The following is a 13,611-nucleotide window of genomic DNA, read 5'->3' as shown; positions in this document are numbered from 1 at the left end:
CCCCGGCACCGTGCCCGCCCCGGTGCCCGGGCGGGGAGGGTGGGACATGGCTGCTTCATGCGCGGGGCTGCTTGATGTCTATTGCAGCGCAGCCGCGGGAAAGTTCCCGCCCCCCGAAAATAAATCAGCTGCCGCTGCTGAACCAGTCCTCGTCGGGCAGCTTGGCAAACACCTTGCGCAGGCCCTCGCCCCAGCCGCGCCGCAGCTTGCTGAAGTAGGGGTCGTCGCCGGTGACGCGGTGCGGCGCGGCGGGCGCGAAGCTGTCGGCGCGGTAGATCAGCAGGTCCAGCGGCAGGCCCACCGAGAGGTTGGAGCGTATCGTCGAGTCGAACGAGATCAGCGTGCACTTGGTGGCCTCGCTGAGCGTGGAGTCGTAGCGGATCACGCGGTCGATGATGGGCTTGCCGTACTTGGCCTCGCCGATCTGGAAATAGGGCGTGTCCTCGGTCGATTCGATGAAGTTGCCCTGCGGGTAAACATGGAACAGGCGCGGCCCGTCGCCGCGGATCTGGCCGCCCACCAGGAAGTTGGCGCCGAAGTCCACGCCCTGGCCCAGGGTGGCGTCGTTGGCATCGCGGGCGACGATTTCCTTGAGCGTGCGCCCCACCAGCTCGGCCGCCTCGTACATCGAGCCGACGTTGTGCAGGCTGGCGCCGTCATGCGTGAGGCGCTGGCGCAGCAGGCTCAGCACGCTTTGCGTGGTGGCCAGGTTGCCGGCGTTGAGGATGACGATGAGGCGCTCGCCCGGCAGCTCGAACACATTCATCTTGCGGAAGGTGGCGATGTGGTCCACCCCGGCATTGGTGCGCGAGTCAGACGCGAACAGCAGGCCGGCCTTCAGCCGCATGGCAACGCAATAGGTCATGGCGCGAATTTACCAGCAGCGCTCACTGCTGCTGCAGCTGCTGCAATTGCTCCGCCGTCACGCCGGGGCCCGGCTTGACCTCCACCTTGGCGCGCATGCCCTCGACGCCGCCGCCCTGGCGCACGCCGCGCACCGGGCAGGCGTCGAGGTAGTCGGCGCCGATGGCCAGGCGCACATAGCGGCCGTCGGCCAGGCATTGGTTGCTGACGTCGTAACCCAGCCAGCCGCCGCCCTGCGGGTCGCGATCGGCGTCGGGCACGCGCACCTCGGCCCAGGCATGGCTGGCCACATGTTCGGCGTCGGCCGCCAGATAGCCGCTCACATAGCGCGCCGGCAGGCCCAGCAGGCGCGCGCAGGTGACGAACACCTGGGCATGGTCCTGGCACACGCCCAGGCCGCTGGCAAAGGCCTCGGCGGCCGGGGTGGCGGCGTCGGTGAGGCCGGGGGTGTAGGGCATCTGCACGCCCAGCGCCTCCATCATCAGGGCCAGGCCTTGCCGGGCGTCCTGGCGGCAGGGCTCGGCAAAGCGCTGCGCAAAGGCCTGCAGCGCGGCATCGGCGCGCGTCAGCGCGCTGTCGCGCAGGAACAGCTCGGGCGGCAGCGCGTCCTCGCGGTCCGGCTGGGGCGGGCCGTCGGGGGTGTCGACCTCGCCGCGCGCGAACAGGTGGATCTCGCGGCGCGGCCCGTCCAGGGTCAGCACATGCATGTGGTTGCCATAGGCGTCCAGGCAGGCGCTGGCCGGCGCGGGCAGCGTCAGCGCCCAGCTCAGCACGCGCAACCCCGGCGTGGGCCGCGGCGTGAGGCGCAGGTACTGGGTGCTGCGCGCCAGCGGGGCGTCGTAGTGGTAGACCGTCTCGTGCGAGATCAGCAGGTGCATGGTCACATGGCCTCGAAGTAGGCGCGGCGTATCGCGTCACCAAGGGTGGCGGATTCGGCCAGGAAGCCCGTTAGCCAGCCATGCAGGCCGGCGTCCAGGATCTCGTCCACCGCACCATACTCCAGCCGCAGCGCCAGCTGGCCGGCCAGCCGCTTGACCTCGCGCCCGGCATCGGCCGCGCCGGGGCGCGCCTCGATCTGCGGCAGGATGGCGCGGATCTCGTCGCAGCAGGCGCGCAGCGAGCGCGGCACATCGGGGCGCAGGATCAGCAGCTCGGTGACGCGGCGACCGTCCAGGCTGTCGCGGTAGGCGGCGTGGTAGGCCTCGAAGGCCGAGAGCGAGCGCAGCAGCGCGCTCCAGGCATAGAAGTCGGGCGCGCTGTCGCTGGGCGCATCCACCGGCACCAGGCTCGCGACGGCGGGCTCGATCAGCTGCGACTTCACGTCCAGCAGGCGCGCGGTGTTGTCGGCGCGTTCGGTGAAGGTGCCCAGGCGGATGAAGCAGTAGGCATCGTTGCGCTGCAGCGTGCCATAGGTGGCGCCGCGGAACAGGTGCGAGCGCTCCTTGACCCAGTCGAAAAAGCTCGAGACGCTGGGGATGCCGCGCTTGGGCAGGGTGCGGCCCTCCAGCCAGGTGCTGTTGATGGCCTCCCACATCTCGGCGGTGATCTGGCCGCGCACCGCATGGGCGTTCTCGCGCGCCTGCTTGAGGCAGGACAGCACCGAGGAGGGATTCTCCAGGTCCAGCGCCATGAAGTTGAAGAGCTGCTCGGCCTGCAGCTTTTCGTGGCGCTGGTGGTAGGCCTCCAGCGTGCCGGTGACGGCCAGCGGCGCGGCCAGCTCGGTCATGGCGCCGCGCGATTGCGGCAGCAGCGAGAGCGAATGCGTCACGTCCAGCATGCGCACCAGGTCCTCGGAACGCTCGAGGTAGCGGCTCATCCAGTAGAGCTGGGCAGCGGTTCTTGACAGCATGATCAGCTCTCCAGGATCCAGGTGTCCTTGGTGCCGCCACCCTGGGACGAATTGACGACCAGCGAGCCCTGCTTGAGCGCCACGCGCGTGAGTCCGCCCGCGACCATGCTGATCTCGCGCCCGGTCAGCACAAAGGGCCGCAGGTCGATGTGGCGCGGCGCGATGCCGCTTTCCACGAAGGTGGGGCAGCTCGACAGGCACAGCGTCGGCTGGGCGATGTAGTTGCTGGGGTTGGCCTTGACGCGCAGCTTGAAGTCCTCCACCTCGGCCTGGGTGGCGGCCGGCCCCACCAGCATGCCGTAGCCGCCCGCGCCGTGCACCTCCTTCACCACCAGCTCGGCCATGTGCGCCAGCACATGATCCAGGTCGGCCGGCTTGCGGCATTGCCAGGTCGGCACGTTGTGCAGGATCGGTTCCTCCTTGAGGTAGAAGCGGATCATGTCGGGCACATAGGGGTAGATGGACTTGTCGTCCGCCACCCCGGTGCCGATGGAGTTGGCCAGGATCACATGGCCCTGCTTGTAGACCGAGAGCAGGCCCGGCACGCCCAGCATGGAATCGGCGCGGAAGGCCAGCGGGTCGAGGAAGGCGTCGTCGATGCGGCGGTAGATCACGTCCACGCGCTTGGGGCCCACCGTGGTGCGCATGTAGAGGAACTCGTCCTTCACGAACAGGTCCTGGCCCTCCACCAGCTCCACCCCCATCTGCTGGGCCAGGAAGGCATGCTCGAAGTAGGCGCTGTTGAAGGGGCCCGGCGTCAGCACCACCACATTGGGGTTGTCGGCCGTGCTGGCGTGGCGCAGGGTGTTGAGCAAGAGGGTGGGGTAATGCGCCACCGGCGCCACCGCATAGCGTGCGAACAGCTCGGGGAAGAGCCGCATCATCATCTTGCGGTTCTCCAGCATGTAGGAGACGCCCGAGGGCACGCGCAGATTGTCTTCCAGCACGTAGTAGCCACCGTCCGCATGCCTGATCAGGTCCACTCCGGTGATGTGGGCGTAGATGCCGTGCGGCAGGTCCAGGCCCTGCATGGCGGGTTGGTACTGGGCGTTCGCGAACACCTGCTCGGCCGGGATCAGGCCGGCCTTGACGATGTCGTGCCCGTGGTAGATGTCCCAGAGGAAGCGGTTCAGCGCGGTGACGCGCTGGCGCAGGCCGGCCTCCAGCATGCGCCAGTCCTCCGCCGGCACGATGCGCGGCACGGTGTCGAAGGGGATCAGGCGCTCGGCGCCGGCCTCGTCGCCATAGACGGCGAAGGTGATGCCGACCTTGTGGAACAGCAGATCGGCCTCGGCGCGCTTCTTCGCCAGGTGCTCGGGCGTCTGCGCGTGCAGCCAGTTGGCAAAGGCCTGGTAATGCGGGCGGATCGCACCGCTGGCGAGCAGCATCTCGTCAAAGTGGCCGGGGGCGGGTAGGGTCAACGCGTGCATGGGGTCTCCGGCTAGGTCACACAGGCAATGCAAGCCCTGTGCCTGTGCAGTGTGGGCCAGAAATGCGCCTTGCGGGTGCACTGCTGCGGCCATGCCCGTTGCTGGTGCGCCGCGCCCGCACCGCGTCGGGGCACACAGGCAACGGTGCTGCGCGTACAGTGCAGGCGCGCGGCATCGCTGCGTCCAGGAGATCTCCACATGACGCTTTGCCCCATTGCCCTGGCTGTTGGCTGCCAGAAATGCCCGGCCTTCAAGGTTTGCCCGCTGAAGAGCGTGATCGGCGATCAGAAACAGCCGAGCGCGCCACCGGCGGCGGCCAAGAAGACCAAGAAGCGCTGAGGTCCCTCAGGCCTCCAGCCTGAACTGCGTCGCCGGCTCGGCGCGCCCGAACAGCCAGCCCTGGCCCAGCACGCAGCCGAGCTGCTGCAGCACCGCCAGCTGGCCCTCGGTCTCGATGCCCTCGGCCAGCACCTCCACGCCCAGGTCGCGCCCCAGCTCGACGATCAGGCCGGCGACGCGGCGTGCGCGCGCGTCATGCTCGATGCCACGCACCAGCGAGCGGTCCAGCTTGAGCTCGTGCACCGCGATCTCGGCCAGGCGCCCCAGCGAGGACTGGCCGGTGCCGAAGTCGTCGATCGAGAGCTCGAAGCCGGCCTCGGTGAGTGCGGCCAGCGCCGGCCCGACCTGCTCGCTGTGCACGGCAAAGGCGGTCTCGGTGATCTCCAGGCGCAGGCGCTCGCGCGCCACGCCATGGGCATCGCATTGCGCCGTGACCCAGGCGGCGAAGTCGGGCTCCTCGAGCTGGCGCAGGCTCAGGTTGACCGAGATGCGCAGGCGCGGATCGGGCCAGCTCGCCAGATGGGCCACCGCCTTCTCGACCATGCGCTGGCCGATCTGCACGATCGCGCCGGTGTGCTCGGCCACGGCGATGAAATGGTCGGGCATCACGAGGCTGCCCTCGCGCGTGCGCCAGCGCACCAGCGCCTCGGCGCCGACGCTGTTCTGATCGGCCAGGCGCACCTGGGGTTGCAGATACATCTCGATGCGGTCCTCGGCCAGGGCGGCGTCGAGGTCGGCCAGCAGGGCCATGCGGCGATGCACCTGCTCGCGCACCGCGGCCGAGAAGCTGGCGCTGCGCACCTGGCGGCCGGGCGCCTGGCGCGCCACCATCAGGCCGGCCTCGTCGATGGCCTGGTCGACGCTGGTGCCGCCCTGCGACCAGCCCAGCGCCATCGGCAGCTGCAGCGCCATATCGCCGACGCTGAGCGGCTGCGCCAGCGCCGCCAGCAGGCGCTGCACCAGCGCATCGGGCACCGGGCCGGGCATGGCCAGCGCAAAGCGGTCGCCCTCCAGCCGCGCCACCTGGGCCTGGCCGCCCAGCACCTGCTGCAGACGCAGGGCCAGGTCTTGCAGCGCGCGCCGCGCCACCGCCTCGCCCAGCACGCCGCGGATCTCCTGCAGATCGCCCACCGCCACCTGGGCGAACTCCAGGCCCGTGGCCGTGCCCAGCTGGGCCTTCAGGCCGGCGCGGTTGGCCAGCCCGGTCTCGCGATCGTGATGGGCGCGGTGCTGCAGCTCGATATAGGCCTTCACATCGTCGTAGGCCAGCGAGAGATTAACGGCGAACAGCTCCAGCAGCCCGGTGGCCACCTCGTCCATCGGCGAGGACAGCGAGAACAGCACCAGCAGGGCGTCGCCATCCTGGGCATGGGCGCGCACCACGCCATAGCCGCCATGGTGGGCCACGTCGGCGCCGTTGACATGGCTGAGCGCGCCGCGCAGCGGCTCGGGCAGGGTCTCGGCCTGGCGTCCGACCAGGCGCGCGAAGGCGCCGGCCCCGGCCACCACCTCTGCCGCCATCTCGCCATGGGCCTGCGGGCCCGGCGCCGCGCCGAGGCGCAGCACCAGCACGCCATCGGGCTGGCCGTCGACGATGGTGCAGATCTGCGTCAGCACGCCGTCGGCAAAGGCCTGGAAGGAGCCGCGCTCGCTCATCAGCCGGCCCGAGGCGCGCACCACCTTCTCCAGGCCGCGCTGGTGCGCCTCGATGCGGCGCAGCTGGTGGAAGCCGCGTATCGCCACCGTCAGGCAGGTGAGCAGGCGCAGCTGGGTCAGCTCGGCCTTGGTCTTGTAGTCGTTGATGTCGTAGCGCCGTATCACCTCCAGCTCGGGGGCATAGCCGGCCTGGCCGGTGCGCAGGATGATGCGCAGCGCCTGGCGGCCGGGCAGGGCGCGCACGCGCTCCACCAGGCGCAGGCCGGCGTCGGCGGACTCCATCACCACGTCCAGCAGCAGCACCGCGATCTCGGCATCGGCCTGGATCAGCAGCTCGGCCTCGGCCGCCGTGCCGGCGGTCAGCAGGCTCAGCGGGCGGCCGTCGATGCGTTCGTCGCGCAGCGCGAACAGCGTGGCCTGCACGACGTCGGGTTCGTCGTCCACCACCAGCACGCGCCAGCTGCGCTCGGGCGCGGCGGCGCGGTGCAGATCGTCCACGATGTCGAGCGCGTCGTCCTCAGGCGGTGATGCTGGCATGGTGTTCCGGGGCGGCGCCCGCCGGGGCGCTCAGCGGCAGGTGTAGCAGAAAACGGCAGCCCTGTCCCTCGCTGCTGTGCAGCACGATGCGCCCGCCCAGCAGGCCCACCACCAAGTTGCGCACGATCGCCAGGCCCAGGCCGCTGCCGCCCTGGCCCAGCCGGGTGGTGAAGAAGGGCTCGAAGGCGCGCGCCTGCACCTCGGCCGACATGCCGCGGCCCTGGTCTTCCACCATCAGGTCCAGCGTGCCCTCGCTGCGATCGGCCAGGGCGATGCGCACCGCGCCGCCATGGCCATCGAAACCGTGCAGCACGGCGTTCACGACCAGATTGGTCAGCACCTGGCCGAGCGCGCCGGGGTAGCTGTCCATGCGCAGGCCCGGTGGCAGCTCGTTGATCAGCTCGGTGCCATGGCGGCCGTAGGCGGGGCGCAGCGAGGCCAGCAGCTCGTCCACCGTCTCGCGCAGGTCGAACTGGCGCCGCTGCGCGCTGCTGCGGTCCACCGCCACCTGCTTGAAGCTGCGTATTAGCTCGGCGGCGCGCGCCAGATTGCGCGCCAGCAGCTGGTCGGCCTCGGTGATGCTGGCCAGCAGGCCGTCCAGCATGGAACGCTTCAGCGGCCCCAGGGCCAGGTCTTGCTGGAAGCGCCGCACCTTGTCGGCCAGCCCGCTGGAGACCGTCACCGCCACGCCGATGGGGGTGTTGAGCTCATGCGCCACGCCCGCCACCAGCGCGCCCAGCGAGGCCAGCTTCTCGGCCTCCACCAGCTCGGCCTGGGCCTCGCGCAGCTGCGCCCCCAGGGCCTGTTCATGTGCCAGCAGCTGCTGGCGCTCGGCCACCGAGTTGCGCAGGCGGCGCAGCTGGTCGCCCACCTCGGCGTAGTCGCCGGACAGCTGGTGGGCCTCGGGGCTGAGTGTCAGTTCGCCCTCGGAGAGCCTGGCGATGCCGTCGGCCACCACCGCCAGCGGCCGCAGCACGCGCGTGAGCACCAGCCGGATCGCCAGCAGCATCAGCGCCAGGCCCAGCAGGGCCAGCAGTAGCCCCCAGGCCGAGGCCCAGCGGCCCCAGGCGCGCCCGCTGTTCAGCTCGCTGTCGGCGACGCGCACCTGCAGGTCCAGCAGGGCCGAGAGCGTGGTGTTGAGCGGGCGCAGCTGCAGCATGTAGCGGCTCGCGGCATCCGGCGGCCGCTCGGCCCCCAGCAGGGTCTGCAGCGCGCCCAGCTGCTGGCCGGCGGTTTCGGCCAGGGCGCTCTCTTCCGCCGTCAGGTAGGTGGCCAGGTATTTGCGCCAGAGTGCGTTCTGCTCGCGCACCAGCTCGTTCAGCAGCTGCTGTTGCAGCGCGCCGTCGGCGCCGCCGCCGAGGGTCACCGGCACGTCGACGTTGAGCAGCTGGCTGATGCGCTGCAGGTCGCGCAGCGGCACCACGCGGTCGGCGTAGACGGTGGCCAGCTGCCGCGTCAGCAGCTGGCTGGCGAGCAGGCCCGAGGCCACCGCCAGCAGCAGCAGCGCGCCCAGCCACCACAGCAGGCCCTGCAGGGTGCGCTGCACCGAGCGGTCGAGACTGCGTTGCAATACCACCATGCCCGGGCTTCCTGCGCTTGCGGATGTTCGATTCTGAGGCCTGGCCCATGCCAGTTGGCTTGGTGGGAACGAGTATGCTGCGCGCCCTTGAAAGTGCGAACATCGGCGGCCACGCCAGCCTTCATCCATGCCCATCCAGCCCGCCCGCAAATCCACCCATCGCCGCCGCGGCGCCGAGCGCGACGAGCTGCGCGAGCAGATCCTGCAGGCGGTGGGGCGTCTGCATCTGGAGGGCGGCTACGGCGCCGTGACGATGCGCGGCGTGGCCCAGGCGGTGGGCATCTCGGCGATGTCGCTGTACCGCTATTTCCCCAACAAGTCGGCGCTGCTGGAGCAGGTCTGGGGCGAGGTGCTGGAGGCCTCGCTGCAGGAGGCGCGCACGCGCAGCAAGGCGGGCGAGGCGCCGATCCAGCGCCTGCGCCTGCTGTACGCGGCCTATGTGCGCTTCTGGATGGAGCGGCCACAGGACTTCAAGCTGGTGTTCGACCCCTGCAATGAGATTGCGCCCAGCTTCCTGGCCGCCGGCCCGGCCTCGGGCTTCCGGCGCGAATGCGAGACCCTGATCGATGCCTGCCTGGGGCCGGACGCCACACCGGCGCAGCGCCAGCTCGCCCACGACCTGTGCCGGCTGAAGGTGATCGGCTATCTGTTCACCAATATCGGCATGTCCACCAAGCCCAGGCTGGCGCCCGCACAGCTGCTGGACGGCATGCTGGACGACCTCGAGCAGCAGCTGCTGCGTGCGCGCGTCGCGGCCGACGCGCCGGCCTGAAACCCAAGACCCCCGCAGAGCGCACAAGGCCTTGCCAGGCCCGCACAAACCCTGAAGTGAACGTGTAGCGTACGCGTTACTATAAATCCAAGATCGGGTCTTGCCGCAACGGCGCGGCGGGCTCATGGGTTTGACAGGGAAAGGTTGTGCAGGTGAATCAGCTGAAGATATCGACCCGTCTCCACCTCCTGGTTGGCATGCTGCTGACCCTCATGCTGCTGGTGGGCGGCACCGGTCTGGCGGGGCTGACGCGGGCCGACGAGGGCCTGCAGCGGGTCTATGAGCGCAGCGCCGAACCCATGGCCCTGGTGGCCGAGATCCAGGAGCGCCTGTTGCGCAACCGCCTGGCGCTGGCGGTGGCCCTGGTGACGCCCGACGAAGCCACCATCGCGCGCAGCGTGGTCGAGGTGGAGGGCAATATCCAGGCCATCAGCGCGCTGTGGACGCGCTATATGGCCAGGGCCCATGAGCCCGAGGAGCGCGCCCTGGCGCAGCAGTTTGCCGAGCATCGCCAGCGCTTCGTCAGCGCGGGCCTGCTGCCGACGCTGGCGGCCCTGAAGGCGGGCGACATCGCCGGCGCCAACCGCCTGGTGGTGGAGGCGGTGCGGCCGCACTATGTGGCGGTGGGCACCGACATCCAGGCCCTCATGCAGCTGCTGCTGCGCGGCGCGCAGACCGAGCATGCGCAGGCGCAGCAGCGTCACGCCAGCATCCGCAATCTGTCCATCGGCCTGGGCCTGGCCGGGCTCTTGCTGGCGGTGGGCTTCGGGCGCCTGCTGGTGCGCAGCATCGGCGGCTCGCTGGAGCAGGCCATCGCGGCCTCCGATGCGGTGGCGCGCGGCGACCTGACGGCGCGCGTCGAGGTGCAGGGCCGCCACGAGATCGCGCGCCTGCTGGCCTCGCTGGAGCGCATGCGCGCCAGCCTGGCCACCGTGGTGGCGGGCGTGCGGCGCGATGCCGAGGGCGTGGCCACCGCCAGCACCCAGATCGCGCAGGGCAATAGCGATCTCTCCAGCCGCACCGAGGAGCAGGCCTCGGCGCTGCAGCAGACCGCCGCCTCGATGGAGCAGCTGGGCTCCACCGTGCAACAGAACTCCAGCAATGCGCGCCAGGCCGACCAGCTGGCGCGCGACGCCACCGAGGTGGCGGTGCGCGGCGGCCAGATGGTGGCCGAGGTGGTGCAGACCATGCAGGGCATCAACGAGAGTTCGCGCCGCATCGGCGAGATCATCGCGGTGATCGACAGCCTGGCCTTCCAGACCAATATCCTGGCGCTGAATGCCGCGGTGGAGGCGGCGCGCGCCGGCGAGCAGGGGCGCGGCTTCGCGGTGGTGGCCGGCGAGGTGCGCAATCTGGCGCAGCGCAGCGCCCAGGCGGCGCGCGAGATCAAGGAGCTGATCCTGGCCAGCCTGGCGCGTGTGGATCAGGGCAGCGCGCTGGTGGGCAAGACCGGCGCGGCGGTGGAGGAGCTGGTGGAGGCGATCCACCAGGTCAGCGCCGTGGTGGGCGGCATCAGCGCCGCCAGCCTGGAGCAGAGCGCCGGCGTGGCGCAGATCGGGGCCGCGGTGGGCCAGATGGACCGCGCCACCCAGCACAACGCCGCGCTGGTGGAGGAGACCGCCGCCGCCGCCGACAGCCTGAAGCAGCAGGCACGCCAGCTGGTGCAGGCGGTGGAGGTGTTCCGGCTGGGCGATGCACCCGCCCACGGGCACGGCGACTGAATGTCGGGCAGCACCGCCTGGCTGATCGCGGTGGCGCTGGCCGCGGCGCTGGCGCTGGCCTTGCTGCTGGTGAAGCTGGCCTACCGGGCCGGCCGGCGGCGCGCGCCCGAGGGCCCCAGCTCGCGCCTGCCGGGGCTGGAGTCGGGGGCCTCGGCACACCGGCGCGTGCGCCTGGCCATCTATGTGGTGTTGCTGGCCGCGGCCGGCCATGCGGCCCTGCTGGCCTGGCAGGCCGATGCCTCGCTGCAGCGCCGCCAGGCCGAAACCGAGGCCGCCAATCTGGCCGGCATGCAGCGCATGCACAGCCAGCGCATCGGCCGCATCGCCTCGCTGCTGGGCCAGCTGCCGGGCGAGCAACTGGCCAGCCAGGCCGAGCTGCGCGCGGTGCTGGAGCGCGCCGATCGCGATGCGCGTGTGCTGCAGGAATTCCTGTACGCGGGCTCGTCGCGGCTGGGCTCGGCGCTGGCGCTGGACGCGGCCGTGCTGGCCGGCTGGGAGGAGACGCGCACTGCGCTCTACCGCCAGGCCGAGGCGCTGCTGCAGGCCGCGCCGCAGCGCGGCAGCGCGCGGGTCGCGACCCTGCAGCAGGCGGTCGAGCCGGCGCTGCTGGCGGCCGAGCGCCTGGTGCTGGCGCTGGAGCAGGCCACCGAGGCCAGGCAGCGCAGCGCGGTGACCTTGGCCAAGGTCTGGGCCGCCGCCACCGTCAGCCTGCTGATCGCGCTGGCGGTGATCGTGGCCGAGCCCACCGCCCGCGCGGTGCGCTCGCAATACCTGAAGCTGGCGACGCAGGCACGCGAGCTGGAGCGCCTGGCCCTGGTGGCCGAGCTCACCACCAATGCCGTCATGATCACCGATGGCCGCCAGCGCCTGGTGTGGGTCAACGAGGCCTTTTCGCGCCTCACCGGCTACCGCCTCGGCGAGGCCCTCGGGCACAGCATGGCCGGGCTGCTGCAAAGCCAGCCGACCGAGCAGGCGGCGCTGGCCCGCCTGCAGACCGCCGTGCAGGCCGGGCGCGGCGCGCGCGCCCAGGTGCTGAACCGCCGCAAGGATGGGCGCGAGCTCTGGCTCGACATCGACATGCAGCCGCTGCGCGATAGCGCCGGCGCGGCCGAGGGCTTTGTGGCGGTGGCCGCCGATGTCACCGAGCGCCGCCGTGCCCAGGCCGATCTGCGCATCGCCGCGATCGCCTTCGATTCGCTGGAGGCGATCGCGATCACCGACGCCGCGCAGAGCATCCTGCGCGTCAACCCCGCCTTCACGCGCATCACCGGCTACAGCGCCGCCGAGGCGCATGGCCGCGTGGTGGGGCGCCTGCTGCGCTCGGGCCGGCACGAGCCGGCGTTCTACGAGGCGATGTGGCGCCAGCTGAGCGCCGAGCGCCACTGGCAGGGCGAGGTCTGGAACCGCCGCAAGAACGGCCAGGTCTATCCGGAATGGCTCAGCATCACCGCGGTGACCGACGAGGACGGCGCGGTGGCCAACTATGTGGCGGTGTTCACCGACATCACGCAGAAGAAGCTGGCCGACGAGACCATCCATAACCTGGCCTTCTACGACGCCCTCACCGAGCTGCCGAACCGCCGCCTGATGCGCGACCGCCTCGGCCAGGTGCAGGCCTCCAGCGTGCGCCACCTGCGCCCGGCGGCGGTGCTGTTCATCGACCTCGACCACTTCAAGGAGCTCAACGACACGCGCGGCCACGACGTCGGCGACCGCCTGCTGGTGGAGGTGGCGCGCCGCCTGCAGGCGACGGTGCGCGTCAACGACACGGTGGCGCGCCAGGGCGGCGACGAGTTCGTGGTGATCCTGCCCGACCTGAGCGAGACGCCCGAGCAGGCGGCGGTGGACGCCGAGACGGTGGCCGAGAAGGTGCGCGCCGTGCTGACCCGGCCCTATGCGCTGGACGAGCATGAATGGCACAGCACCGCCAGCATCGGCATCAGCATGCTGTACGGCAACGAGGTCTCGCTGGACGAGATCCTCAAGCGTGCCGACATCGCCATGTACGAGGCCAAGCGCTCGGGCCGCAACGCGATCCGCTTCTTCGACCCGGCCACGCATGCGGCGATGGCAGCGCGCATCGCGCTGGAGGCCGATCTGCGCCACGCGCTGCCGCAGGGCGAGTTCAGGCTGCACTACCAGCTGCAGGTCGACCAATGGCGGCAGCCGGTGGGCGCCGAGGTGCTGCTGCGCTGGCAGCATCCGCGCCGCGGCATGGTGGCGCCGGGCAGCTTCATCGCGCTGGCCGAGGACACCGACCTGATCTCGCCGATCGGCCATTGGGTGCTGCGCGAGGCCTGCCAGCAGCTGCGCCGCTGGGCCGATGCGCCGGCCACGCGCGAGCTGCAGCTGGCGGTGAATGTCAGCGCCCGCCAGTTCAGGCAGATCGATTTCGTCGAGCAGGTGCGCGGCGTGCTGGAGAGCAGCGGTGCCAATCCGCGCCTGCTCAAGCTGGAGCTGACCGAGAGCCTGGTGCTGGTCAACCTGGCCGACACGCTGGCCAAGATGCAGGCCATCAATGCGCTGGGGGTGCGCTTCGCGATCGACGACTTCGGCACCGGCCAGAGCTCGCTGGCCTACCTGACCCGCCTCAGCCTGGACCAGCTCAAGATCGACCAGACCTTTGTGGCCAGCATGCTGGGCTCGCACACCGACGCCGTGATCGTGCAGACCATCATCGGCATGGCCAAGAGCCTGGGCCTGGAGGTGATTGCGGAGGGTGTGGAGACCGAGGAGCAGCTGGCCTTTCTGGTGCGCAACGGCTGCCGCCGCTTCCAGGGCTATCTGCTGGGGCGGCCGGTGCCGATCGAGCAGCTGGAGCTGCAGCTGGCCGGCGCGGTGCCGGCCGAGGCCGCCGATTGAGC

The 13,611-nt window shown here is 70.9% G+C and carries 10 protein-coding genes; 4 read left to right on the top strand and 6 right to left on the bottom strand.

The window, feature by feature from the left end; all coding sequences use genetic code 11:
* Positions 1-124: 124 nt before the first annotated feature.
* From AC3WQY_RS10210 to AC3WQY_RS10195, 4 genes are read right to left on the bottom strand one after another with little or no spacing between them, the layout of a single operon-like run.
* Positions 125-865 (bottom strand): proteasome-type protease, encoded by a 741-nt coding sequence (locus AC3WQY_RS10210; protein WP_492708026.1) that lies wholly within the window; start codon positions 863-865, stop codon positions 125-127.
* 22 nt (positions 866-887) lie between these two features.
* A complete protein-coding gene (locus AC3WQY_RS10205; RefSeq protein WP_492708024.1) occupies positions 888-1,742 on the bottom strand; it encodes a transglutaminase family protein in 855 nt (284 codons plus the stop codon).
* Between the two features lie 2 nt (positions 1,743-1,744).
* Positions 1,745-2,713, bottom strand: a complete 969-nt coding sequence (locus AC3WQY_RS10200; RefSeq protein ID WP_285234683.1) for an alpha-E domain-containing protein — start codon at positions 2,711-2,713, stop codon at positions 1,745-1,747.
* Positions 2,714-2,715: 2 nt separating this feature from the next.
* Positions 2,716-4,143, bottom strand: a complete 1,428-nt coding sequence (locus AC3WQY_RS10195) for a circularly permuted type 2 ATP-grasp protein (RefSeq protein ID WP_492708022.1) — start codon at positions 4,141-4,143, stop codon at positions 2,716-2,718.
* A gap of 198 nt (positions 4,144-4,341) precedes the next feature.
* Here AC3WQY_RS10195 and AC3WQY_RS10190 point away from each other — a divergent pair, with 198 nt between their 5' ends.
* Positions 4,342-4,482: a hypothetical protein gene (locus AC3WQY_RS10190; RefSeq protein WP_285234685.1), complete on the top strand. Its 141-nt coding sequence runs from the start codon at positions 4,342-4,344 to the stop codon at positions 4,480-4,482.
* 6 nt (positions 4,483-4,488) lie between these two features.
* Here the strand turns inward: AC3WQY_RS10190 and AC3WQY_RS10185 are convergent, their stop codons facing one another.
* Positions 4,489-6,675 carry a putative bifunctional diguanylate cyclase/phosphodiesterase gene (locus AC3WQY_RS10185; protein WP_492708019.1) on the bottom strand — a complete coding sequence of 729 codons (2,187 nt, stop codon included), beginning with the start codon at positions 6,673-6,675 and terminating at the stop codon, positions 4,489-4,491.
* Positions 6,656-8,254 carry an ATP-binding protein gene (locus AC3WQY_RS10180; RefSeq protein WP_492708017.1) on the bottom strand — a complete coding sequence of 533 codons (1,599 nt, stop codon included), beginning with the start codon at positions 8,252-8,254 and terminating at the stop codon, positions 6,656-6,658. The genes AC3WQY_RS10185 and AC3WQY_RS10180 overlap by 20 nt, the downstream gene beginning before the upstream one ends.
* 127 nt (positions 8,255-8,381) lie before the next feature.
* Between AC3WQY_RS10180 and AC3WQY_RS10175 the strand changes: the two genes are divergently transcribed.
* The 3 genes from AC3WQY_RS10175 (at position 8,382) to AC3WQY_RS10165 (ending at position 13,609) form a co-directional block, all read left to right on the top strand.
* On the top strand, positions 8,382-9,026 hold the full coding sequence (locus tag AC3WQY_RS10175; protein WP_492708015.1) for a TetR/AcrR family transcriptional regulator: 645 nt from the start codon (positions 8,382-8,384) through the stop codon (positions 9,024-9,026).
* Positions 9,027-9,172: 146 nt separating this feature from the next.
* Complete coding sequence (locus tag AC3WQY_RS10170) at positions 9,173-10,747, top strand: methyl-accepting chemotaxis protein (RefSeq protein WP_492708013.1); 1,575 nt, start codon at positions 9,173-9,175, stop codon at positions 10,745-10,747.
* Positions 10,748-13,609, top strand: coding sequence for a putative bifunctional diguanylate cyclase/phosphodiesterase (locus AC3WQY_RS10165; protein ID WP_492708011.1), 2,862 nt, complete (start codon positions 10,748-10,750; stop codon positions 13,607-13,609).
* Positions 13,610-13,611: the final 2 nt, after the last annotated feature.

It is taken from the genome of Roseateles sp. FW301-B2, from assembly GCF_058788955.1.
This window is presented reverse-complemented; position numbering and strand designations above follow the sequence as displayed.

Excerpts from the sequence above, each read along its gene's own strand:
- AC3WQY_RS10210 (WP_492708026.1), bottom strand. The coding sequence starts at position 865 with ATGACCTATTGCGTTGCCATGCGGCTGAAGGCCGGCCTGCTGTTCGCG.
- AC3WQY_RS10205 (WP_492708024.1), bottom strand. The coding sequence starts at position 1,742 with ATGCACCTGCTGATCTCGCACGAGACGGTCTACCACTACGACGCCCCG.
- AC3WQY_RS10200 (WP_285234683.1), bottom strand. The coding sequence starts at position 2,713 with ATGCTGTCAAGAACCGCTGCCCAGCTCTACTGGATGAGCCGCTACCTC.
- AC3WQY_RS10195 (WP_492708022.1), bottom strand. The coding sequence starts at position 4,143 with ATGCACGCGTTGACCCTACCCGCCCCCGGCCACTTTGACGAGATGCTG.
- AC3WQY_RS10190 (WP_285234685.1), top strand. The coding sequence starts at position 4,342 with ATGACGCTTTGCCCCATTGCCCTGGCTGTTGGCTGCCAGAAATGCCCG.
- AC3WQY_RS10185 (WP_492708019.1), bottom strand. The coding sequence starts at position 6,675 with ATGCCAGCATCACCGCCTGAGGACGACGCGCTCGACATCGTGGACGAT.
- AC3WQY_RS10180 (WP_492708017.1), bottom strand. The coding sequence starts at position 8,254 with ATGGTGGTATTGCAACGCAGTCTCGACCGCTCGGTGCAGCGCACCCTG.
- AC3WQY_RS10175 (WP_492708015.1), top strand. The coding sequence starts at position 8,382 with ATGCCCATCCAGCCCGCCCGCAAATCCACCCATCGCCGCCGCGGCGCC.
- AC3WQY_RS10165 (WP_492708011.1), top strand. The coding sequence starts at position 10,748 with ATGTCGGGCAGCACCGCCTGGCTGATCGCGGTGGCGCTGGCCGCGGCG.